Source organism: Flavimarina sp. Hel_I_48 (assembly GCF_000733945.1).
Classification (GTDB): Bacteria; Bacteroidota; Bacteroidia; order Flavobacteriales; family Flavobacteriaceae; genus Leeuwenhoekiella.
In genome coordinates, this window is the sequence record NZ_JPOL01000002.1 from 2865975 (window position 1) to 2891792 (window position 25818).

Sequence of the window (25818 nt, forward strand, 5' to 3'; positions counted from 1 at the left end):
ATTACCGTTTTTAAAATATCGTAGCATTTAATCCTTAATTTTCAACGCCTTCCTTAAATTGATCAAACTCACTCTCTCCCTGAGGTTGAGCCGGCCAACTGTTGTTAGTAAGGTCAACATCTGCTGTTTCCTGATCTGGGTCAATATTTACGCCTATCAGTTCTTTATCTGTTGCCAGCACTTTGCTAACTTCTTTGTCATTGAGGCGCCATACTTGCACAGGATAGGTTTTCTTCTCTTTTGTACCATCTGCATATGAATATTCTACGATAAGAGGCATAGGTATACCACCAGGTTTTGTGAACGTAATTGCATAAAAGTGCTTGGGCACTTCCATTCCTTCGCGTTGTTCTGGCGTAAAATTGTCCATCATGAAGGCTTTTAGCTTAGGCGCATTTTCCAGGGTGGACTTGTCTTTCATTTCTGGTTTAAACTCTTCGCTATCTTCTGCGACAACATAAAGAGCTTCCACATCTGAAGGAGCCATGCTATATTTTGCAAGGGTCTCTTTCCCTTTTGCGGTAGGTGTATCGGTTACATAATATGATTTTACCTCTTTAACTCCTATGTCTACATTATCTGTGGTGTAAAACCAACCCCTCCAGTACCAGTCAAGGTCTGTTGCCGAAGCATCTTCCATCGTACGGAAAAAATCTTCGGGAGTGGGATGTTTGAACATCCAGCGCTGGGCATAGGTTTTAAAGGAATAATCAAATAATTCACGTCCCATGACGGTTTCCCTTAAAATATTAAGCGCGGTGGCCGGTTTTCCGTAGGCATTATTCCCCAGTTGGTATACATTTTCCGGGTTTGACATAATGGGCGCTATGAAGGCCTGATCACCTTTCATATAATCAACAATGTTAGACGGTATGCCGCGACGTGATGGATATTTTGAATTGGGAGCAATGGCGTCAGGATATTTTTCGCCAAAATCCTGTTCGGTAACATATTGAACAAATGTATTGATCCCTTCATCCATCCAGCCCCACTGGCGCTCATCGCTGTTTACGATCATGGGGAAAAAGTTGTGTCCCACTTCGTGGATGATCACACTGATCATCCCATATTTTACGCGGTCTGAAACCTCACCGTTTTCGTCTGGTCTACCATAGTTCCAGCAGATCATGGGATATTCCATCCCCTGGTTTTTAGCATTTACAGAAATCGCTTTGGGATACGGATAATCAAAAGTCATCCTGCTATAGGAATTTAAAGTCTGTACCACGGCTTTTGTAGAAAATTCTTCCCATAAAGGATTACCTTCTTTAGGGTAAATGGAAATCGCCATCACATCATGTCCTGGGAATTTTACCGCCTGTGCGTCCATAATATATTTACGGCTGGTGGTAAATGCAAAGTCACGAACGTTTTCTGCGCGTAATTTCCAAGTTTTTTTTGCTTCGGTAGTTCCTTTTTCGATCTTTTCAGCTTCGGCCTGGGTTCTGATGATCACCGGTTTGTCATAGGATTTTTTAGCCTGCTCCCAGCGATTGATCATTTCTTTTGAGTAAACCTCTTTCCGGTTGACCAATTCTCCCGTACCGTCTAACAAATGATCTGCGGGTACGGTAATATCTACTTCATAATCACCAAAGGGAAGCGCAAACTCGCCGCTGCCCCAGAACTGATAGTTCTGCCATCCCTCAACATCATTGTATACACACATTCTGGGGAAGAACTGCGCGATAACGTAGTTTTTATTTCCATCAGGAAAACTTTCATAACCAGAACGGGCACGGTCTACGGTATGTTCCACAATATTGGTATCCCAGGAAACCGAAAATTCGAATTCATCGCCAGATTTTAGCGTTTCGGGCAATTCTACCCGCATCATGGTGTAATTTATGGTGTATTTAAGCGGTTTTCCATCCTTAGTGACGCTTTTAATATTGAACCCACCATCAAAGGGCGCCTTCATATAATCTGACACAAAACTCGCTGTAGGCATAACCTCGCTCATACCGCTGCCGTTCTTGTCTTTTGCGGGAGAATCTTTCTTACGGATGTTTTGATCCAGCTGCAGCCACAGATACGTCAAATCATCTGGAGAATTGTTCTTATAGGTAATGGTCTCAGAGCCGGTGATAGTTTGATTATTATCATTCAGTTCTACCTGAATCTTATAATCGGCCAGATTCTGGTAATAATTGGGCCCGGGCGCACCAGAAGCGGTTCGGTAAACATTAGGTGTTGCCCACATGTCGCTGAGCTGCCTAAATTTATTCAGATTAGAATGACCTTCTTGTTTTTTCTCTGGCTGCTGTTGCTCTTCCTGCGCCACAGCGGCAATGCAGAAAAGCAGCATAAATGCCATTAAAGGTAACTTGGCGTATTTCATAAAGTAATGATTAAAATTTAAGAATTTCTAAAAGTATTGAAAAGTATGATCTGATTGCCCTATTCATCAAGATTTAACATCGCGCTATCTTTTGATGCGGTGAGCATAAAACTTTTTCGGGTTTCTCCCACCTGGGCATGTACGACGTTTTTTTGTGCGGGGAAGACGTCCATGAGTAACGTATTCTCGATCTCCATGCTTTTAATGGTGTTTATATCTTTTATTTCAATAAAACAAACCACATAGTCATTTTCATCTTTGTGGCCCAGATAATTCATTTTGACCTGCTCTTTATTGATGGTTATTTTCAGCTTTTGCTGAATGTATTTATTAATGTAAGTGTCCAGTTTTTTCTGGTCGTAACTTTTTTCAACTTTGATACCACTATCGAAGCGCTCTTGCAAGGCTTTTTCAAGATCGTCGTAAAACAGACGGGTAGTTACCTGTACACTTTGTTCTTTCGGAATAAAATCGACCTGGGTAACGCTGAGGTAAAACTTGTGCCAGGCGGTAGAAATGCCCATTAAGCCAATTAAACCGAGCATTAAAAATGTTTTTTTCATAAAAAAGGAGACTAAGGAAGTTTGTAAATGTGCAAACTTTATTCCAAACACGATAAGTTAATCTGGCAATGCCTTATGCATTCTATACAGAATTGCTTTCTGCTTTAAAAAACGGATCAACTTTAGCGGATTCGCATATGCGGTAAGTTGTAGCGCTGCTTCATCGTTTTCATAAACAAAATAGCAAAAATCGTCTATTAGATTTTCGGAAATGTTAAGATGTTCTACATAAAAAGCATTATTGAACCGAACCTGGGCTTTTTTTACGCGACCTTCCATAATTGAAATTTCGAATATTTTTTTTTGCATTTTTTTATCGCCATTCAACATACTAATGAGTCCGCCGAGACCAAAACCACCGACTCCCTGCAGTGCCCTGAGCTCGCTGCTCCGTTTTTTTGAGGTAGGGGCAAAACCTACATTTGTCTGGTCAAAATAGGGGATAACCTCTACGCTTTTTGCATCGCTATCCAGCCTTCCGCTAAGGTCTATATCACTTATATTCACTGTTTTTAGTTCATTAATGGCTGCTTTTAGGGCAATAATCAGGCTTTTTTGTTCAAAAATCTGTTCGTTTACCACAATTTTTTGATGCTCAAACTGTAAAGCGGAAATATAGAGCGTATCATAAAGTCTTGCGGGAATGCTAAAGGAACCATCTTCTCTGGTAATGGTGCCGCGCTGAAGGTTTAAGTTCATGATGTGCAGGTACGAATTTTCTAAACTATCATTCAGGATTTTACCTTCTAGCGACCTTATGTCTTGAGCTTGTAGTAACGCACAGCAAAAAATGGCCATAAATAGAAGAAAAACGTCTGTAAAAGATCGTTTTTTGATAAAAGGAGCATTTTCACAGCTATAATTGGCTATAATATACATCCGCAGGGCTATTTCGGTTTATTGCTGGTCTTGTTGCCTGAACTCAAGATATTCTGGGGCAAGTTTTTGAAACATTTTAATAAGCTCTAAAGGATTATTGCTTTCGGCATATTTTAAACGCCATTCCTTCCCCTCAAAAACATAATGAGCAAAGTCATCTATAAGTTCGTAAGGAATATTGAATTGCCGGGTGTACATACTGTCTGTAAAAACCTTGCGGGCTTCCTGCACCCTGCGTTCCATGGCTGAAAGTTCCACGCGTTTTTTCAGCATTTTTGTGCGTCCCGAAAAGGCATTGATCAGCGCCCCCACGGGAATGATGCCGCCACCACTCGTTTGTGCTTCATGCAGCTGCCGCTCCTCAATTGTCAATGATTTCCCGGTATATATGGGAAGACCAGCTGCCCCAGGATCAAAAGGTTTTTTAGCGCTGGAATTCTTGGCATCGGTTCCCAATAAACCGCTGAGATTTATATCCCTCACGGTGACTTCGGGCAGATCATTGACATCTTCTTCCAGCCGGAATTGAATTTGTTTTTCCGCAAATATTTCTGGGGTGATCACAATTCTTTTATGCTTTAACTGTACTGCGGAAATAAACAGCGTGTCCTGAACATGCACGGGAATGGTAAAAACCCCGCCTTCATTTGTGATCGTACCTTGTTGTGTGGTGAGATTGAGAATATGGAGGTAGGCTTTGTCAATACTGTCATTGAGTACGCGGCCCTCAAGCATGACCGTTTGCTGTGCATGGAGGTTGTAATTGCCCAGCACCGTAAAACTTAGTAAAAAGAATAGATATCTTATCAAATGAAAAATTTATAGCGCCTGCGAGCAGCTTTTTGATAAGGACTGCACAATGGATGTTGCGTTGCAATTAGTAACGCGCTCAAATGGTATTTATTTGCGAACGGCTTCAGGTTCAGCATTTCTTTTAAAGAATATTCTTGAAATAGGGATCAACATCAAACTCGCAAGGAAGAAAAGCAAAAACGACCATCTTAGATTTATTAGTTGGGCAAGATAACCCACAAGCGGGGGCCCCAGCAACATACCAATTATACCGTAAGTAGCAATGATAGAAATCGCCATACCGGGCGAATATTTTTTTGAGGTACCGGCCAGGCTAAAGGTCATGGGGATTATTGCGGCAACACCTATTCCCACCAGGCAACAACCTATGAGTGCCGGCCAGAAATAGGGTAAAAACACCATGAGTATAATCCCAAAAGCGGTGATACAGGGACTATAGATATACAAACGGCGCATGCCAATGTAATCAATGACCGCATCAGAGAAAAACCGGGAAAGCGCCATAAAGATCATAAAGAGGAGATAGCCCCAGGTAAAAACATCCTCGCCCACAACTTCCTTAAAGTAAACCCCACTCCAATCAAACATACCACCTTCGCATAATGCAGCAAAAAATACCATGAGACCCAGTGCGCCTATAAATTTATCAGGCTTACCTAAAACCAACTTATTACCTTCTTTTGCACGGTCATTATTTAGTAAAGAACGGTACATAAACAATGCGATTGCGAGCACAAAAATCGCTACGCTAAGCAAGTGATAATAAATAGGGATCTCGAGGCCTATCATTAACGTAGAAAGCCCAACACCCGCCAGCCCGCCACTGCTCCATAAACCATGAAATGATCCAATGATCTTTTTATCAAAAGATTTTTGCAAAGTGACCGCCTGCGTATTAATGGAGATATTTATGATGCGCATGCAAAAGGAAAAAAGACTGATGGATATCACTAGACCAACTATATTATCTGCAAAACCAATACAGCTTAGCGCCACGGCAAATAAGAAAAAGGCAACGAGTAGGGGAGAGCGGCTATTGTACCTGGAAATAAGCCACCCAGAAATGGGAAGGCCAAGCATGGAGCTAATAGGCATGGCCAGTAGCAAGCTTCCCAGTTCTGCCTCATTAAGGTCAAAATAAACCTTGAGGGTAGGGATGCGCGATGCCCAGGTGGAAAAGCAAAAACCAATGATAAAGAAATAAGTTCCCAGGGCGACGCGCTGCCTTATCTTTTCTTCCATAAACTCCAATAATTAATGCAAAAACCGATTAAAGGGGGCAAAATTGCACTAAAAATGGTGATTTTTGGGTCTATTCCTGATTAATTTCCTGTTTGAATTCATCTCTTTTATTCAGTAAAAACTGAATGAGATTGAGCTCGTTCCCTTTGGTCAGCATATTTTTTTCAAGTCCGTTAGCAGCTACATAATCCAGGAAAGCACCTATGTTCTCCTCATCAATATTTAGATTTTTTTTGAAGAATGCATTACCATACATCAGGCTTAATTCCTCTTCTGCGGTATCTTGAAAGTCGCTGGTTTCAGGATCCCTCTTGTCAAACAATGCCTTGAAGATATTTATAAAATCGAGGCCATATTTCCAGTCATCCTTGTCTAACGCATCATTTTCTACCGGGCTGGCATCATCAATATAACTTCGGCGCAGTCCCACGGCAGGTATATTCACACTGGGAGTGTCACTACTCACGATAACGCGGTTGACATCAACTTCAATGTTACCGGTAAGGTCTGTAGGTGTAATTACGATCTCGTCCAGTTTGTTGAGGTTCTCGCGCAGGGTAACGATAATTTTTTTATTTTGAATCATACCCAGGTCTACCTGTAGTTCAAAGGGAGTAAACTGTATAGACTGCACCAATATTTTATCTCCCTGGCGTACATTCAAAAAGAAAATACCATTTCGGTTTGTTATGGTACCGCGGGTTGAGGATTCATTAAAAATCACTATACCTTCATTATCGTCTCCTGGTGGTACATTTACCTTTCCTTCTATCAGCATACGGTTGTTAAAAGACTGAGCCGTAAGCTGGTTAATACTCAAGACTATTAGGAAGGTGTAAAATAATTTCATATCATGTATTTTTTCTGAATTTCCGATAAGAAATGATAAAGAAGAACCTATGCGTGTGTAAATTTTTGTTAAATTGATTCCTACAAACCGATATAACCAACTTGAATGAAAAAAATAATACTCGCCAGTACCTCTACCCTTTACGGGGAAGAGTATCTAAAATACTTATTGCCTGCCATTAATACTCACTTTGAAAAGGTAGAACGCCTGGTCTTTATACCTTACGCCCGTCCCGGAGGCCTTTCTCACGATCTGTACACAGAACGGGTGCAGGAGGTTTTCAACGAACTGGATATTGAAGTGAATGGCTTACATCAGTTTGATGATCCCATTGCAGCATTAGAGGGGGCGCAGGCTATATTTGCCGGTGGCGGAAATACATTTTTACTGGTAAATGAACTTTGTAAAAGAAATCTAATGCCAGTGTTACGCAATGTTCTCTTCAATGGTACTCCTTATCTAGGAACAAGTGCCGGAAGTAATATTTGCGGTATTACCATGCAAACTACTAATGACATGCCCATTGTCTACCCACCAAGTTTTAAAACCATTGGTGCAGTCCCCTTTAATATCAACGCTCATTATATAGACCCAGATTTTGACGGTACGCATATGGGGGAAACCCGGGAAACCCGTATAAAAGAATACCATAAATTTAATAGTCCACCAGTAGTGGGATTGCGTGAAGGTAGCTGGTTGACCGTTACTGGTGATACCATTATATTAAACGGTCAGCATGAAGCAAGGATATTTACCCAGCATGCTAAACCTTACGAATTGGCTAGTGGGGAGACACTTGTTTTTTAAATGTAAACCAATAATTTGTAATTACATCTGGCTTATAATTTTTTTAGAAAATGATGTGCCCAGATCTCATAGCCTTCATTTAGATAGAATTTGTGACTAGGGTAATTCTGTACATAACTGTTGAGTTCTGAAGTCTCACAGCCTTTCTCGCGTGCGTAATCAAAGATCCACTCAAAGACATCTTTTCCCAGACCTTTTCTCCTATATTCCGGTATGATATACACATGGTCTGGCTCACAGGTTTTGCCACAATAATGACGGGTAGCAAACCATAGTCCAAAAACACCTACTAACGTACGCTCTATAAAAATACCCTGGCATTCATAATTCTGCTCAAACATACTTTCAAACCTTTTTATGAGTAGCTCATTTTCTATAGTATTGCCCATGAGTTCATGAACGAGTGGCAAAAAGATGTTAATATCTTCTTTAAATAGTCGCTTGATTTTTAAAGCGGTCATAATTTCGCTATTTTGAATGAAATATTTTTATTCTAAGGAACCATCTGTTTCTAAGATGACCTTTAAACGAATCTTTGGATTTAAAAAAAATCTAAAATTAATTCTTTTACTTACAAAATCATGAATCAATCCATAAAACATAACGAGAATGATAGCCGCGGCGTCTTTTTAATAGAAAGCGATAATGGGATTATATCAGAACTTACCTACTCAAAAGACCGCAATGGGATCATGACCATTGACCATACGGAAACAAAACGTGGTGAAGAAGGAAAAGGGTATGCAGGTAAACTTGTGGAACATGCAGTGGCATACGCACGTAAAATGGAGTATAAGATTGATCCCTTATGTCCGTTTGCTGAGGTGAAATTTGATGAGCATCCCGAATATCAGGATGTACGTTCCTGATTTATTTTGAAATAAAATAGCGTTCTGATAATTTCAAATGTTGTTTTAAAATAAATTTTTTTGAACGAATTTTTGTCCATAAAATTCACACTCTTTCTTGATTTTAGTGAATACTATGATTTACTAAGTAAATACTCACCCTTTTACGCTTGACGGGGTACTTATTAAGTCATAAATATTATGAATATCAATCCGCATTTTTCAAATTAAAAGAAAAATAGCGGATTTCTTCTTTTTAAAGGTTTTTATAATTTCCTTCTTTAAGAGACTTCCTTTTTTCTGTAATCCTCAATGTAGTCATCATATTATACGAATGCCTTATTCTGCTTAATATTTTAGCTAAAACTTTATGTTGGTATGCCAAAGTTGACTGTGTAATATTTCCACAGTGTTTACATTTTAAGCCTTAATTACCGTTTTCGAGCAAGTTACCTTAAAAATGCAACTTACAAATTTCTTTAAAATTAACTTTAAATTAACGTTAAATAGACATTTTGTAGGAATTTACTTATAGTATATTTTTTTTGAACAACTATTAGCAAATTATTTTTTTATGCATAAAAATCAAGCATCATAAGGCCTACCGATGAAATACACAATTACCGTAAAACGGCTTATCGAAAAGTACGTACCACTTCTTTTTTGGTTTTTATATTTATCTAATTTAGCACATGTCATAACCCAACTTATGACAATCATTTTGAATGGTTCCCTAACACCATAATATCAAAATGGTTTTTTTCAAACCATTAGATTTAAACATCCATTAATCAATGTCTCTCTCATTATGAGTAACATACGGCCATTGGTATGTCTAATTTTGAAAATTTAATTTACCCTAAGATCATCTAATATTTATTGCTAAAATTATGAAACAACCTTACACCAATCTGAAATTATCCTTTAGGCCACTGTATTTTTTGGCCCTTTTAAGCATTTTATTTTTCGGTTTATCCTCCTTTACGAATATTAAAATATTCGATCTTAGGAATGCAAAAGTTCTTGAAAATGAAAGGCATGATCCACCTCAAAACGAGGTGTGTTCCCCTATAAGCATCCTAGCCTGCGAAGATATTATCAAAGGGCTTCCGTTAAATCTTAATTTTACTGAGCCTGTATTGAATACTCTGGGAGATGTAAACGGAACAGGAACTGGCTTTACCGCAGCTTTAGAGCATTCAGAAGCTAGACGATCTGGTGACCTTCCAGTATCAAACGCAGCGGTCAATGGCTACGAGCCCTCGTTGATAAGTATCAATAATGGTGGTCTGGAGTTAAAATCCCAAGCAGGTATAAACTATTTAAATCCTCCGGAAAGTAGCAATAACAACAATCAGGTAAATACCCTTGGTATAGGTTTACAAAGTATTGTTACGCCGCTCACCCTGGAGACAACATTAATAAATATAACTACAGGAACTGGTTCTGCCCAGGCAGGAATATGGTTCGGTATTGATGAAGATAACTTTGTCAAGCTTAATGTTTTGGCAAATAGTGTAGAGCTGCGAAAGGAACTGGGCGGTAGATCTATAAATGGAGATACGTCTCCAGATCAGATCTTAATAGATAATTTGGGTACAGTTGGCCAAAATGTAAAATTGAGGATGGTAGTTGATCCTATAGCAATGTCAATTACCGCTTACTATGCCATTAATGGTGGCGACTTTATTCAAGTTACTAAAAGTGATTATTCTGCTTTGAGTCTTCCCGAAGTTTATCTTTCAGGCAGGGATCTAAATTCTGAGATTTCTGATGTTAGCTTTGCAGGTATATATGCTACGCATCGTAATGGAAGTCAATTTACCGCACGTTTTGATTCTTTCTCTGCAATAGTAGAAAAAGAGGAGCTTGACCTTTCTTTTGATAAGGAAGCTTTAATATTTGAAAGTATCGAAGGGGATGTTATTGACCCACAAAGTGTTTCACTTACTGCAAATAAAGGAAATCCTACTTTTTCTCTGTCAGACGATCCTAGTTCTGGTGACTGGTTGATCCTTCCGGTAAATCCAGAACTTGGGGTATTGGAATTCAATATCAAACCTGATCTAGCTCCAAATACCTATAGCACGACCATAATTGCGATTCCTTCAAATGGGGATTACACTTCTGCAGAATTGCAGGTTAGTTTGGTTGTACGATCCAAGGAAAATGCCAGAACTGAGAACGATATTTCAGATTTTGACATTACTTCTGCCACGGGCCCAGCGGTACTCAACCTAGAGGGACATTTGGTTAATATAGAAGTGGAAAGGGGCACAGATCTTACTGCATTGACTCCGGTAATCGGCGTATCTGCTGGAGCATCCATCAGTCCAGATTCAGGTGTTGTTCAGGATTTTACCAACCCTGTTTTATATACAGTAACTGCGGAAGATGGCACGATGCAAGAATGGTCTGTTCGCGTTACAGAGGCCGCACTGGAGAACTTTTCATTTATAGAAAATTTTGAAACTTATAGTATAGGAAACCTTCATGAAGTTTCTAACGGTGCTTGGTCTAAAGAGAGAGTTACTGATGCATCTATACCAGTCGTTAACGAAGGTCTTACATCTAATACTGACTTCAGTATTGATTTGTCCCAGGGTCAACAAACGCATGATTATGAAACACTGATTTCAAATCCCAAAGAACTGGTTGCTGGACAGCCATTTTATTTTAATACCTATTTCAACGTTGCAAATCTAGGAGTAAATACTACAGATAGAATACGTTCTGTAGTACGAATAGATGATAATTTAAGCGGTGATCAATGGATACGTGAGCAGATTGCCTATACAGTGGATAACAAACTTGTCGCCATGCTGGGTCTGGAGGGATCTGGCTCAAATCAAGGTGCTATTGCGATTGATCCAGGTAAAACCATTCAATTTGTAACCCGTGGGGTATGGGATGGAAATGGTACTATAACCTATTCATGGACTATTGATCCACAGCTCAATCTTGAGCAAAACGTATGGACGGGAGCGGGCACACATGCCGTGCAAGGCACCCCTCGGGTAGGTCGTATATTCATAGGTTCCAACGGAATAAACAACGGTAGCTTAGGGCCCATACGATTAGGGACCAACTATTCTGAAATAGTGACCGAAGAAAACACGGAGGATGAACCGGAAGCCAAACCTCTCTTGTCTCTTTCCCCACAGAGAATTGTGGGTGACGTCATTGTAGATGCTAACTTATCCCTAATTAAACAAATAACAATAACCAATAGCGGTACGGCTCCCCTCAACGCAATTGAAGTGGTGATCAATGGAGAAAATGCTGAAAGTTTTTCAATAAATGGAATTCCCCAAACGGTTGCCCCTTCAGAAAGCGCAACCTTTGAGGTGGTTTTTAAACCAGGTAGTGTAGGACCCAAGTATGCATCATTGCGCGTTACTGCCGCAGACGTAAATCCCATGACGGTTTCACTAAATGGTCTGGGTAAATTAGGAAATGGTGGAGATAAAGAGCCATCCTTACAATGGGTTCTCGATACCCAGTTAGGTGAAGGTGCCGTTACCGTAGGTGACAACAATGCGGACACAAATATCATCGATTTGGCAAATGGCCAAAATTACAATACGTTGCTGGGTGACGAACTGGATATCAAAAGTTTTGAACGTGCAGCTTCGGGTAATGTTACATTGGAAGTTCTTAGTGCATTTGGACCAGAAGGTGCTGATCCCGTGACTGCATTTGGATGGTATGAAAGTGGTGATTCCGCAGTTCTTAATGAAATTTTTACTATTGGAAATGTATCCGGTAATGGCCAGACTTTAAATCCTGTTATTGATGGGGCAACAACATTTGATCCTGGGACTGCAAGCTTTGGTTTTTATAGTAGATGGCCATTTTTTAATAATCGTACGCTTTATAGCGAGGATGCCCTTAATACATTTAACGGAGCCATACCTCATCATGTTAGGGTATATGAACTTCCAGGCGAAGAAAACGCCTATATTATAGCCACAGAAGAACACATCAGCGGTTTTGATTATCAAGATATTGTTGTTATTGCTCGTAATATCAAACCCGCTGGGGAAGAAGTTGCCGGTTGCAATCCTATTTCAATTTTAGAATGTGATCAGCTTGAAGTTTCACTTCCTTATGAACTCTCCTTTGACGGTACCGAAGGCGGTCTCTCAAATACAGGTTTTACCATGGTAGATAATCCATCTGCGCGTATCCCACAAGATGGTGCCATAAACTACCCACAGGTACCGGGTTATGAACCCAGTCGTATTTCTTTTTCAAATGGCAGAATGACCTTAAAAGCCGCAAATGGGATAGCATACGTCAAAAATGGTACTATTGCGGGAACAAGTACAGATGTCAATTCGCAGATCAATACATTGGGAGTTGGTATCAATACAGCAGAATATTCAAATTTCAGTCTGAGGACAACTCTTGTAAACCCATACAGCGACGCTACTCAAAATTCTGAACAAGCTGGTTTATGGTTTGGCCTGGACGAGGATAATTTTGCAAAACTTGCTATCGCTAACGGTGGTGTTGTAGAACTTAGGACCGAAACCAATGGTTTGTCAGTTGATAGTGATGCTGTAAGTTCTCAACCTATCGTTAACTATAATAACAGTACTATTAATTTGCGACTGTATATAGATGAAGTAAATAGTTTGCTTACAGGTTATTATTCCGTAAATGGTGGGGGTGAAGTTTCCATAGGTTCCCTGAGCCTTCCCGCAAGCTACTTAGAGGGTAAAGAGAAATATGACAACATTAGTTTTGCAGGTATTTTTAGTTCTAAAAGAAGAGAACAAACCGCAGATGTAAACTATACTTTTGAAAGTTTTGCATTAGAGGCAGACGATGCTATAACAGATACTATTGATCCTATTAATATCAATTTTTCTGATTTAGCAACAGCGTCACCTGCGGGTTACAATAAAGATAGTGGGGATTCTTACGGTGATCGTGGGAACGGTTATTCCTACGGCTGGCTCAATGCGGAAACCAATGTTCCTGCAGTAGTAACAAATAGCGCCAGAATGCGTACTGTAAGTGGGGTAGGTGTTCTCAATAACTCCTTGATCCATATGCAGTATGGGAACGTAGATACTGATCCTAGCAAGGGTTATTTGCCAGATGCCAAGTGGGAATTGGCATTGCCCAATGGTTCTTATAATATAATCGTAAATGTAGGGGATCCAGAATTGGATTCACCATCTACAAGTACCCCTAAGCACACTATCAATGCCGAAGGTGTAAACGTGATAAACCAGTTTATACCTACTGGAGTCAAAGGTGCTGCTACCCGTTTCAAATCTGGAAGCTCCAGAGTCGTTGTTAGGGATGGAAGACTAACAATTGATCCAAGGGGTGGTTTCAATACTAAAATCAATTCAATACAAATTGAACAGGTAGGACTTAGTGATATCCCATATTTTACGGGCGTAAACCCACAAGATGGTGCTATTAATGTACCTGTGAACGGCTTCCAGATTGCTATTGAGATCGTTGTTCCAGAAGGTTATGAGCTTGATAAAACAACTACAAGCAATGCTAAAATCTATGAAGTTACAGCTGGGGGAGAGCAACTGGTTCCAGCAAATACGAATGATACCGGTGGAGGGGATGCCATTATCCTGACCCCATTAAACAAATTAAAAGAAAACACCACGTACATCTTAAAAATGCCTACGACTATTGAGGCTAATAAAATAGGTGATATTCAAGATAGAATTGCTTTTGAAGCTTTTGAGTCCCGTTTTACGACAGGTGAAGAAGATTTAGATACAAATCAGCCAGGCCGTGACCTTACAAACGTTTCATTTACTCAGGTGCGCGGAGCTGCATTGGGTGAGCGTGTCCAAAACGAACGTTTTTCAAGTATGCAGGTGGGACCTGATGGTAAACTTTACGCGAGTACCATAGGGGATTTTCAGTCTGATGGTAAGATATTCAGATGGGATATGTCTAATGATGGCACCCTGACCAATCTTGAAGTACTATCACCAGAGTTATCAGGAGCTAGTAATCCCGTAAATGGTAGCCCTCAAAATAACGACGTTCGTTTGATTATTGGTTTCAGGTTTGATCCTAATGCCACGGCAGAGAACCTTGTCGCTTATATTACACATAGTAAATCTTCAGAAAGTGATGGTCCAGAATGGGACGGTAAGTTGACACGCCTGAGCGGTCCAAAATTAGAATTGGTACAGGATGTTATAATACACTTGCCAAGGTCTAAGAAGGATCATTTGACAAACAGTCTGGCATTTGATATAAATGGGGATTTATTCATAAGTCAGGGTAGCAATACCGCTGGGGGTGAGCCTGATCCTGCATGGGCTTTCAGGCCAGAGCGTTTGTTGAGCGGTGCTATCCTTAAGGTAGAACTTGATAAACTTCCGGGTAATTTACCATTAGATGCCTACACTACTAATAATATAGGTGTCATAAACAGTGCGCCTACAAATTCCATCACTATGAGTGATGGAACGTACAATCCGTATGCTACAAATTCACCACTTACTATTTTTGCAACAGGTATACGTAATGCGTACGATCTACTGTGGCATTCTAATGGTTGGTTATATGTTCCAACCAATGGTACAGCTGGTAACAATACTAATTCACCCAATTCTCCAAGTACGGCAAATTATGAGTTGGCTAGACGAATTGATGGACGTACCACAGTTCCTAACGCACCAGCACTCCTGGGAGGTAATACTCAAAAGGATTGGCTTTTCAAAACCAAGGGAGGTACTTATCATGGTCACCCAAACCCATATAGGGGAGAGTTTGTACTTAACCATGGAGGAACATCCTATAGTGGTTTACCGGGACAGGTAAGAGAACCTTATAAAGATGTTACAAAATATCCATCTAACGTTCAGCCTGATCCTAATTACATGCAACCTGCATTTGATTTTGATTTTAACAAATCACCGAATGGGGTTATAGAATATAAGAGTGATGCCTTTGAAGGAAAATTGAAAGGTTTAATAATGGTGGTCCAGTTTAGTGGTCAGGACAATCTTTTATTACTTGATCCAGGAAGTAATGGTGATATCGCATATAACTACAATTCTGTCACAGGACTTGGTGGATTTGATGATCCTATCGAAGTAGTTGAAGATCCAAAAACAGGAAATATCTATGTGTCAGAATATGATAGGGATGGTAGTAGCTTACCTCAGCTTACCCTGCTCAGAGCTTCTGATCCTGCACAGCCTGGAGCTGTCATTGCTGCTAACACAAAGGAATTAATCTTTGAAACAACGGTAAATAACCAAGGATCTCAAAGTCAGCAGAAGAAGGTTACTATATCTAATGAAGGGGCAGAGGTGCTTAATATCACAGGAGTTTCCGTTAGTGGAAATTTTGCAGATCAGTTCAAAGATGCAAATCCTTCTGGAGCACAAAATATAGCACCTGGTGGAAGTGTTGAATATACGATCACGTATGCTCCTAATCTGGACCAAAGCAATATTGGTTATCAGGATGCCGCTTTTGTAATAAATAGCAATGATGAGAAAAATCCTCAATTTACCATAGGTCTTTTCGGTCTTAAGAAAAAAGGATATGAAGGTACCGGGGAACCTGCATTGCAGGATGTTGTAAATGCACTTGGTATAGGTCTTGATATTGGCTGGACAACGCTTGCTAATAATACTGACCCAGACCCTATTGCAGATGAAATTGAAGTGGAACGTTGGGTAAAACTCAATGCAGAAACACCTGTAAGAATTACGCCGGTAGGAAGATATTCTCCTGCAGAATCCCTGCCATTTGGTTGGTATACTAATGATGGCGAAATATTCACTCAGGAAATAGGAGTGTTGCAAGATGGTTTAGCAAACGCGCAAACGCTTTATCCACCTATGGAATCGAATGAATCCTCTGTTAATTTTGATCCACGAGGGGATGTATTTGGATTTTATGTTGAATCGCGGTCTTTCGGAAGATTTAATTATACCGAAGATATATTAAATGAACTCAGCGGTGTTGCACATCGATCGCGTATTTATCCTAATAAGGACAGAGAGGGGAATATTATTCCAAATAGCTATTTAATCACTTTTGAAGACGCATCAAATGGGGATTATCAGGATTATATGTTCATAATGGACAATGTTGTTCCTTTTAGTGAGGCTTTGCTTGCCTTCGGTTTTGATAAAGAGTCGTTGAAGTTCAGCACATCGGTGAACGAATTGGAAATAAACGATCAGGATGTTACCTTAAGTGTTTCCGGTCCTATCAAAGCAAATGAGATTAGTCTTGATGCTACCGAAGATTGGGTTGTGCTACCAGAGAATTTTGAATTTGAGAATCCGTTTAATATTGGCATTGATGCAGAAGGTTTGGCTATCGGAAACTATACAGCGGTTGTAACAGCTTCTGCTACGAACTACGCCAGCGCCAGCCTGTCAATCAATCTTTCTGTAACAGATGAGGTAGTTTATGTGTACCAATTTAACTTTCAGACTCCTGATGACATAGAAATCTCGCCTGAAGGGTATATTGATGACATAGGGCAACCATATGCTGCCCAGAGTACAGACATGGGTACCGTAGAATTTGGATGGGTACTTCCAGGTACTTTGACACCTGCAAACGCAGCGGTAAATGCACGAAACAGGAATACGGGAACAAACGATGATCCCTTATTAAAAACATTTAATATTATAGGCCATAGGACAGCGGCAACTTATCCTCTTAGGGACTGGACTGTAAAACTTCCTAACGGCAGCTATTTTGTAAACATTAGTGTAGGTGAAAATGAATTCAGGGATAGTAACCATGTTCTTGATGTTAATGGAATAACCGTTGTGGATTTTGATCAGCAGAACAATAATCCTAACAATCTAATTTATGCAGAAGGGACGCGACTTGTAGATGTTACTGATGGCATCTTGCGCTTGTCGCTCAATGAAAGAGGTGTTAATGCGAAGCCAAATTATATACGAATAGCCCCAGTAAATATAGCAACACTGCCACCTACCATTACGGCCACCTTAGACGGTTTGATGTTCGAAGAAAATGTGTATAGAGGTACAGTGGAAGTTACGCTTGCAGCGGAAGATAGAAGCGGCAGCGGATCTATTGAAAACTTGGCTTATATTATTAACGGCGCTCCTTCAATTGCGTACACAGAACCTTTTACGGTTGATGGGTCAGGCGATTACAGTATTTTGGTAGAAGCCGAAGATGGAAATGGTAACACTGCGGTCAAAACGATCGAGTTTAGCATTGAGAAACCCTCGGGAGCCGTTCTCTATATGGAGAACATGACTAAAATACCAGGTACACAACGTGGTTTCCCTGCAGATGATTATTATACTTTTTATAGAATAGGAAATCCTAATACCGGCGGTGCGGCACCTAACGTTGCGCTTACTCATGACACAAATATCATGAGGTTGAACAATACGGGTACAGGTACGTTGATCATTTCAGATGTTCAGATTTCTGACACCAGGGACTACACGTATTCCTTTGTCAATAATATTGGTGAAATGAGTTTCCCTATAAGTATTGAACCTGGTGCATCACGTGATGTTCAAATAAGAATCACGGCTTCTACCACTAATGGTCGTAGTGCCTTGTTCAAGGAAAATATCACCATTATCTCTAATGCAGATAATGGGGGTGAAAGTATAGCAACGCTTAATGGAGGATTTACACCTCAACCAGAAGGCAACGACGAGATCACCGCACAACAGGTTTTTGATGCTTTTGGTTTTACTTCTACAATGAGAAGTATCGTCAACGATAACGGCACCATTACCCCAACGAACAGTGAGCCTACGAGACCAAGTTCAAATTATCCAAAGGCTGAAAATATTGATGCCGGATATGAAGGAGATTTGATCTTGTCTTCGAACTTTGTACAGGCAGATAAGTCAAAACCGGTGCTTGGATTGCAGCTTTCTGCACTTCACGGTAAAGGTGCAGACAATGGGCGCTTTGTATCTGTAAGTGGAAACACGACTGTAGGAGGTATGGACTTTAGACATACAAATACCTATTATCAAACTCTTTTGCCTAATCGTGGCAGTGACCTCAATGCAGACCGGGTAAGTTCTATAAGTGGATCTTTCAGGTTAGCCGTTGCAAATTATTTATCGAGTGGAGGGAATAATATTAGTGGTGATAGACCAGACCTATTGGGCTTAAGGGTCTATAAGGCAAAAGATCAAAATGGCAATATAATTCCAAATGAATACATTGTGCTACAGGATTTTATTCAAAACGGTTGTGGTGCAGGATCAGCCAATTGTGACTGGAATGATAATACGTTTTACTTTATCAATATTAGACCAGAGGCGGTACCAAGTGCGCTACCTATTGAAGACTTGTTCGTAAATGTAGGAAGTACGTTTGAAAATGATCTTTCTGGATATTTCCAGAAAGGGTATCCTGGTAATAAATTGTCTTTCTCTGCAACGCTTGCAGATGGTTCAGAGCTTCCATCATGGATGGAGATCGATGATAAAGGTAACTTATTAGGTGCGGTACCAGAAGATGCAGATCCTAGTTATGTTTTGACGATTACAGCTAAAGATTTGAATGGACTTTTGGTAACCGAAAATGCTTTAATTAATGTTAATAGTGCTCCGGAGGCTGTTATCGCTGCAACACCACTCAAAGGGCAATCACCGCTAGAAGTTACTTTTACTGGCGAAAATTCAACTGATAACGGCGATTTATTGTCTTATTTATGGGATTTTAGCGATGGTGAAACTAGTGAAGATGTAAACCCTGTTCACGTGTACAATGAACTTGGTACTTACAATGCAAAGTTGACCGTTACAGATGAAAATGGCCTTGAAGATAGTGCAATCATAACCATTACAGTTGCAGAAAATGTAGCTCCCTTGGCATTAGCTTCTGCAGATCTGATTGAAGGCCAGGCACCCCTTAAAGTAAACTTTACAGGCGACAACTCTTCAGATGACCTTGCGATTACCAATTATCAATGGAATTTTGGCAATGATCAAACCTCAGAAGAAATAAACCCTACCTACACATTTGAAGAAAGTGGTGTATATGAGGTAAGTTTAACCGTTACCGATGAAAAGGGATTGTTTGATTCTCAATTTTTGACTATTACAGTAAACGAAAATACGGCTCCTATAGCGATAGCAAGCGCTGATCTTACAGAAGGAAAAGTTGCACATACTGTAAATTTTAGCGGAGATGCATCAACGGATGATGTAGAAATAGTTACATACTCTTGGGATTTTGGGAATGGAACCTCTTCAGATGAAATGAACCCGCAATATACTTACGAGACAGAGGGTACCTACGAGGTCACCCTTACTGTTGCTGATGATAGAGGAGTAGAGAATACTTCTAATGCTATACTTATCTCTGTGTTGCCAGCCAATACAGCACCTGTTGCAATTGCGGAGGCTGATGTTACTTCTGGAGCTATACCTTTAGCAGTTCAGTTTACAGGTAGTAATTCTCAGGATGACAGTGAAGTGATAACTTATTTCTGGAACTTCGGTAATGGTGACACTTCTGATGAAGCCAATCCATCCTATGTATTCTCACAGCCAGGTAATTATACTGTTGTACTTGTTGTTGAGGACGAAGAAGGTCAGTTTGGTGTTGCAACTCTAACGGTTACCGCAGGTCTGGACAATACAGCTCCAGTGGCGGTTATTGATGGTGGCCCATTTACTGGAAATACCCCACTTGATGTTTATTTTGTAGGCGATAATTCTACAGATGATAAGGGTGTTGTTAGTTATATTTGGGATTTTGGTGATGGTAGTTTCGCTAATGTTAATAATCCTACGCATCGTTACAATAGCCCAGGTTCATACCTTGTACAACTTACGGTTTATGATGCTGAAGGTCTTCAGGATAATGCGCAGACCAGTGTGATTGTAAATAGTGTAGGTGGTGGAGCCATTGCACCAATAGCTGTTGCCAATGCAAACATTACACAAGGAACAAGTCCATTGCCGGTCAATTTTGATGGCTCAGAATCCAGTGATGATACCGGTACCATTGCAAACTATCGCTGGACGCTCAATACCGTTGAGATTTCTAATGTAGCGACTTTTGACTACGTTTTTAATGAAGAAGGTAGCTATGAGGTAATCCTAACTGTAACAGATGAAGATGGACTTTCAAATTCTGATAACATTACCATTGAGGTAGATGCGGCAAACATTGCACCAGTAGCTGTTGCCCAGTCTGATAAGACACAAGGGGAAGCACCACTTAATGTTATGTTTACTGCCAGTGCTTCTACAGATGACAACGCTATTACCGCTTACAACTGGACTATAGCCGGGACATCGATCAGTAATGCAGAATCTTTTGATTACACTTTTACAGAATCAGGGGTTTACGAAGTAAATCTAAAAGTAACCGATGCGGAAGGTCTTACCGCTACTGATATGCTTACAATTAACGTAGAGCAAGCAGACGTAAACAACGATTTTGCCCTACGAATTAATGCTGGTGGCCCTGAAGTAGTACACAATGGACAAGTATTTGCATCAGACCGCAATTTCGTGGATGGCAAGCAGTACACAAACACAGAAGCAACGGTTTCAACCTTGTTTCAATCTGAAAGAAGTTCATTGTCGCGTAAGTTTGATTATGTGCTTCCTGTTCCAGATGGAACCTACACGGTAAACCTTTATTTTGCCGAAATATACTGGGGTGCAAATGGAGGTGGCCCAGGTGGCAACCGCAAGCGTGTTTTTGATGTTGTAATCAACGGTGATTTAGTGTTGAACAACTATGACGTGAATGCAGATGTAGGCCCTCAGACCGAAGTTGTAAAAACATATGAAGTTACGGTAAGTGGAGGTCAACTGGTCATTAATTTCTCGGGACTGAGCGCTGTGGGTGGAATCGACCAGCCAAAACTATCGGCACTTGAAGTAGTTGCTGTAGGTGATCCTGTTAATCAGGCGCCTAAAGCTATAGTTTCTGCCACACCTCTGAGTGGAAATGCACCACTTGAAGTTTTATTTACAGGAAGTAATTCAACAGATGATAAGCAGATCGTAAATTATCTATGGTCGTTTGAAGATGGAGCGACTTCTACAATACAGGATCCCGTTTATACTTTTACAGAAGCAGGGGATTATGTTGTGACACTTCAAGTTGAAGATGAGGAAGGATTGACGAGTAGTGCAGACGTTACTATTTCTGTAAGTCCTGCCAATACAGCTCCAGAGGCTGTTGCAAGCGCGACACCATTAAACGGAACGGCACCACACCTTGTTAATTTCACCGGTAGTAATTCTACAGATGATAATGAGATTGTAAGCTATTCATGGATTTTTGGTGATGGTGGTACGGCTTCGGTTATGGATCCTGAGTATACCTACACCACTGCTGGCACTTACTACGCAAGCTTGACGGTAACCGATGCGGAAGGTCTTACAGATACAACTTCACCTATTACCATTCAGGTAGAAGGAACTTCTGGAAATGATGACGTAGCTATTTATCTGAATACAGGTAGTAGTGTAAATGTCAATTTTGAAGGAAGGGAATTTGTGGGAGATGTTTCATTGGCAAACCTATATAACAGTGCGCACACCTATGCAAACCCAAATGCAAGTACTATAACTCTTTATCAAACAGAGCGCGGTTCTGCAGAAAACCTGGAAACATTAAGTTATGCTATCCCTGTACCCAACGGTACTTATAGGGTTCAGACATATCACAATGAGTTGTGGTGGGGCAAAGGCCGTACCGGTGGAGCTGGTAAACGCGTATTTGATATTTTAATTGAAAACGACCTGGTCAAGGATAATTTTGACATATTCAAGGTTTCTAATAACAATCCCACTCGCTTAGACTTCAATAATATTGTGGTGACAGATGGTGTTCTTAATATTGACCTACCGGCTACGGCAGACAGGGCAAGTATATCAGGTATTGCAATAGAAAGTTCAGTCAATCAGAAACCTGTTGCGGTAGCTTCGGCAACGCCTAAAACAGGTAGCGCGCCTTTACTTGTTAATTTTGATGCTAGCGTTTCAAGAGATGATGTAAAGGTTACAGGATATCTATGGCAATTTGAACCTGGGGTGACAAGCACAGAAGTAAAACCTGACCATGTCTTTACTGAAACTGGTACATATACTGTATCACTAACAGTTACTGATGCGCAAGGTCTAAGTGATCAAACCAGCTTAACGATTCAGGTAAATGAGGCTCCTAATGAGAGCGAAGTTGCGATGTACCTAAATACCGGAAGTGCAACAAACGTGAATCTTGAAGGGCATACTTTTGTAGGCGATATTAATACTCCGTCAATCTATAACGGAAGTTACACTTATGAGGATTCAAGTGCTCCAGTTACATCCCTATACCGTACAGAGCGTGGTACAGAGGCTAATTTGGGAACACTTAACTACGCCATTCCTGTTCCTAATGGAATCTATACCGTTAGCACATATCACGCAGAATTATGGTGGGGTAAAAAAGGTAGTAGGGCGACAGCGGGCAAACGTGTTTTTGATATTCTGATCGAAGGGAATCTTGTTAAGGATAACTTTGATATCTTCAGGGAATCCAATAACCGCCCAACTAAACTTTCTTTCTATAACATCGAGGTGAAAGATGGTATCCTCAATATGAGCCTACCAGCAAGTGTTGATAAACCAACTATTTCTGGTATTGCAATAGAGGGAAGTTCAGTAAATCGCGCTCCAGTGGCCATAATTACTGCCACACCTAAAACGGGAACTGCTCCATTTGAAGTGAGTTTTAACAGCGATAATTCTACAGATGATAAAGGAATCGTAGCATACCGTTGGGACTTCAAGGATGGTTCTGTATCCACCCAGAAAAACCCTAGGCATGTATTTGCCACAACCGGCAATTATAATGTTAGCTTAAGGGTAACAGATGGTGAAGGTTTGACAGCTACCGCTGAAGTTCTTATTGAAGCAAATGGTTGTAATGCTGTACCAGAGCCCTGGTCATCTATAGACGTGGGGGATGTTGCTGCTATAGGATCAACCTGTTATAACAATGGTGAGTTCAGCGTAAGCGCATCTGGTGCAGATATATGGGGTAGCCGGGATGAATTCCATTTTGTTTACCGTCAGTTAACTGGCGATGGCGAGATCATTGCACGCTTGTCTAGCCTAACCGAAATAAATAATTGGACTAAAGCAGGGGTGATGATGCGTGCCGGTACAGCAGCTAATGCAAAACATGCATTAATGACCCTGGCAGCAGATCCTACTATTTCTGGAAAAGGAAGCTACGGTTACGCTTTTCAAAGCAGGAGTACGACAGGAGGCTCTACACTTAGTAATACTCCTAAAATACTGCCTAATGCTGGGCTACCGTATTACGTAAGGCTCGTTAGGACTGGAAATAGCTTTACCGGTTATATTTCTCAAACTAACGGAAACTGGACACAGGTTAGCAGTGCCACCATAAGTATGGATGCAACTATTCAAGTGGGTATTGCGACGACTTCACATAAAGATGGTACGCTGGCGCAAGCTGTTTTCAACAATGTAAGTGTTAGAAATACAGGCGAGACCAGTGCGATAACCGCGGCCCCATTGAGTGGTGTTGCACCTTTAAGGGTTGACTTTAACAGCAGCAATACGCAGGAAAGGGCTTACATAGATGCTTCCTTGACCTACTTCTGGGAATTTCAGGATGGTAAAACATCTACCAAAGTGGATCCTAAGCATACCTTTGAGAAAGCTGGCTTCTATCCTGTAAGCCTGACCGTGAAACGAGGGGAAGAAGTTTTATATCAAAATACCGTTGAGGTAGTTGTGGATGGTGTAAGCGATGGTTCATTTGCAGAAGAGATCCTTCAAGAGGGTGTTCAAACCACACGTTTATATCCTAACCCTGCATCAACTAATGTAACGCTTGAAGTCGCCAAACAATCGAAGAGCATTACCAAAATAAATATCTTTGATGTTCGTGGCAGGATGATTCTGGAATTTGACGCTGAAAAGATAAACGACAATGGCCGTTATTATCTTAACGTGGAAAGCCTTGAAGCTGGCGTCTACATGTTAACCATTTCCGGAAATGAAGGGTTGGTCGAGCAGAAAAGATTACTTATTAAAGGTTGATAGGTATTGAACATAATTTTAAAAGGAGGCCCTAGGGCCTCCTTTTTTTGTTTGTGACATCTACATTTAAGTTCTAATTTGAAGTATTTGGCTAGTTTATTTTATTGATAAATATGGAGTAAAAAGGTATAAAATAAGCGGTAATTTGAGCTATTTATAAGGGTTTTCAGTTTTATGGTATTTATTTTGTTGAAATTTCTATGGCAGTGAAGCCAATGATCGAAAATTGGAAGTCCAATTTAGATAATCAGAGTAAGTAGAAATTCCGATTAAGAGAAAACGGAAATCTGTCCGAATCGTAGAATATACAGCGAAAATTTATTTGGAAAAGAGGCTGTATTTAGTCATAAAACGCCTGTTTTTTGACCAAAAAAGACCTTTTTTACATATCCGTTAGTAGCCTTAAAATTATTTTAATTCTAAAAATATCATCCCTGAAGCATAGATTTAAAACAATCCTATGCTTTAAAAACGGATGTTGCGTTAGGGATTGCAGTGTAAATCCTTTTTGTGAGGAACGAGCAAAAAGATTGAAACGTAAAGCCCGACCCGCAGGGAAACGCCCAAAAACAGCATAAAATAATTAAAGATCAGCAGTTTTGTAAGCGAAAAGAAACTGTGAAAATGTTGAATTTGATCTCTCATCGCCGCATAAAAAACGGCTCTGTCGAGATATTAAGAATATAAAAACTTTAGTATTCATCATATCTCAAAATAGAATAACTATTCCGCGTTAGGGATTGCAGTGGAAATCCTTCTTGTGAGGAACGAGTAAAAAGATAGAAACATAAAGCCCTACCCGCAGGGTAACGCCCAAAACCAATAAAAAAGAAAACGTACTTTTTAAAGGATATTCTCTTCGCTGATCTCTTTATTTCTGCTTTGTCGCTGATGCTCAAAAAATTCCTCGGGTTTTAAAATACGCATGGTTTTCTGTACTACGACCGTATTGGAAAGGGTATAAACCTGATCATCTTTATTACGAAGGTGCAGAAAAAAGAGCGTGATATTTTCAACACGCCCTTCCATAGGAAAGTCCTTATCGATGATTTCCACAAAGTCACCTATTTTCAATGGATGATTGAAAAACAGGATCAGTCCAGAAGTGATATTACTCAACAATGACCATTGCGCAAAAAAAGCAACCCCCAGGATCGTAAGCGCAGAAGTCACATAGGTGAATACTTCAGCGCCAGATAGTCCCCAGATGGCCGCCAGAAAAAAGGCGAGGATTACAAAAAAGAAAATATTGACAAGCTTGATGACGATCTGCTTCCGGGTAATGTCAAAATTTGCCTTTAAAAAACGTTTTATCACCAGTCTGACAACGAGATAACGAATCAATAAGAGTATAAGCAGAATACCTACACTTTGTAGGATATGATAATAAAATAGAGGCACGGGCAATAGG

11 protein-coding genes are annotated in these 25818 nt (G+C 40.3%); 3 read left to right on the plus strand and 8 right to left on the minus strand.

Going from position 1 to position 25818, the window contains the following annotated elements:
- Nucleotides 1-34: 34 nt before the first annotated feature.
- From P162_RS12600 to P162_RS12625, 6 genes are all read right to left on the minus strand, one after another.
- A complete protein-coding gene (locus P162_RS12600; protein WP_031427800.1) occupies nucleotides 35-2341 on the minus strand; it encodes a M1 family metallopeptidase in 2307 nt (768 codons plus the stop codon).
- 59 nt (nucleotides 2342-2400) lie between these two features.
- Nucleotides 2401-2886 (minus strand): DUF6702 family protein, encoded by a 486-nt coding sequence (locus P162_RS12605; protein WP_241077770.1) that lies wholly within the window; start codon nucleotides 2884-2886, stop codon nucleotides 2401-2403.
- 75 nt (nucleotides 2887-2961) lie between these two features.
- On the minus strand, nucleotides 2962-3783 hold the full coding sequence (locus tag P162_RS12610; protein WP_031427803.1) for a hypothetical protein: 822 nt from the start codon (nucleotides 3781-3783) through the stop codon (nucleotides 2962-2964).
- 18 nt (nucleotides 3784-3801) lie between these two features.
- Nucleotides 3802-4593: a hypothetical protein gene (locus tag P162_RS12615; protein ID WP_031427804.1), complete on the minus strand. Its 792-nt coding sequence runs from the start codon at nucleotides 4591-4593 to the stop codon at nucleotides 3802-3804.
- A gap of 90 nt (nucleotides 4594-4683) precedes the next feature.
- The gene (locus tag P162_RS12620; RefSeq protein ID WP_031427805.1) at nucleotides 4684-5838 is read right to left on the minus strand and encodes an MFS transporter; all 1155 of its coding nucleotides are present in this window, start codon (nucleotides 5836-5838) and stop codon (nucleotides 4684-4686) included.
- 70 nt (nucleotides 5839-5908) lie between these two features.
- On the minus strand, nucleotides 5909-6688 hold the full coding sequence (locus P162_RS12625) for a hypothetical protein (protein ID WP_031427807.1): 780 nt from the start codon (nucleotides 6686-6688) through the stop codon (nucleotides 5909-5911).
- A gap of 105 nt (nucleotides 6689-6793) precedes the next feature.
- Between P162_RS12625 and pepE the strand changes: the two genes are divergently transcribed.
- Nucleotides 6794-7495: a dipeptidase PepE gene (gene pepE, locus P162_RS12630; protein WP_031427809.1), complete on the plus strand. Its 702-nt coding sequence runs from the start codon at nucleotides 6794-6796 to the stop codon at nucleotides 7493-7495.
- Nucleotides 7496-7527: 32 nt separating this feature from the next.
- Here the strand turns inward: pepE and P162_RS12635 are convergent, their stop codons facing one another.
- Nucleotides 7528-7956 (minus strand): GNAT family N-acetyltransferase, encoded by a 429-nt coding sequence (locus tag P162_RS12635; protein WP_031427811.1) that lies wholly within the window; start codon nucleotides 7954-7956, stop codon nucleotides 7528-7530.
- 120 nt (nucleotides 7957-8076) lie between these two features.
- On the opposite strand from P162_RS12635, the gene P162_RS12640 reads away from it, so the two are divergent.
- Nucleotides 8077-8364, plus strand: coding sequence for a GNAT family N-acetyltransferase (locus P162_RS12640; protein WP_031427813.1), 288 nt, complete (start codon nucleotides 8077-8079; stop codon nucleotides 8362-8364).
- 869 nt (nucleotides 8365-9233) lie between these two features.
- The gene (locus P162_RS12645; protein WP_031427815.1) at nucleotides 9234-24407 is read left to right on the plus strand and encodes a PKD domain-containing protein; all 15174 of its coding nucleotides are present in this window, start codon (nucleotides 9234-9236) and stop codon (nucleotides 24405-24407) included.
- Between the two features lie 843 nt (nucleotides 24408-25250).
- Here the strand turns inward: P162_RS12645 and P162_RS12650 are convergent.
- On the minus strand, nucleotides 25251-25808 hold the full coding sequence (locus tag P162_RS12650; protein ID WP_164076259.1) for a mechanosensitive ion channel domain-containing protein: 558 nt from the start codon (nucleotides 25806-25808) through the stop codon (nucleotides 25251-25253).
- Between the last annotated feature and the right edge of the window lie 10 nt (nucleotides 25809-25818).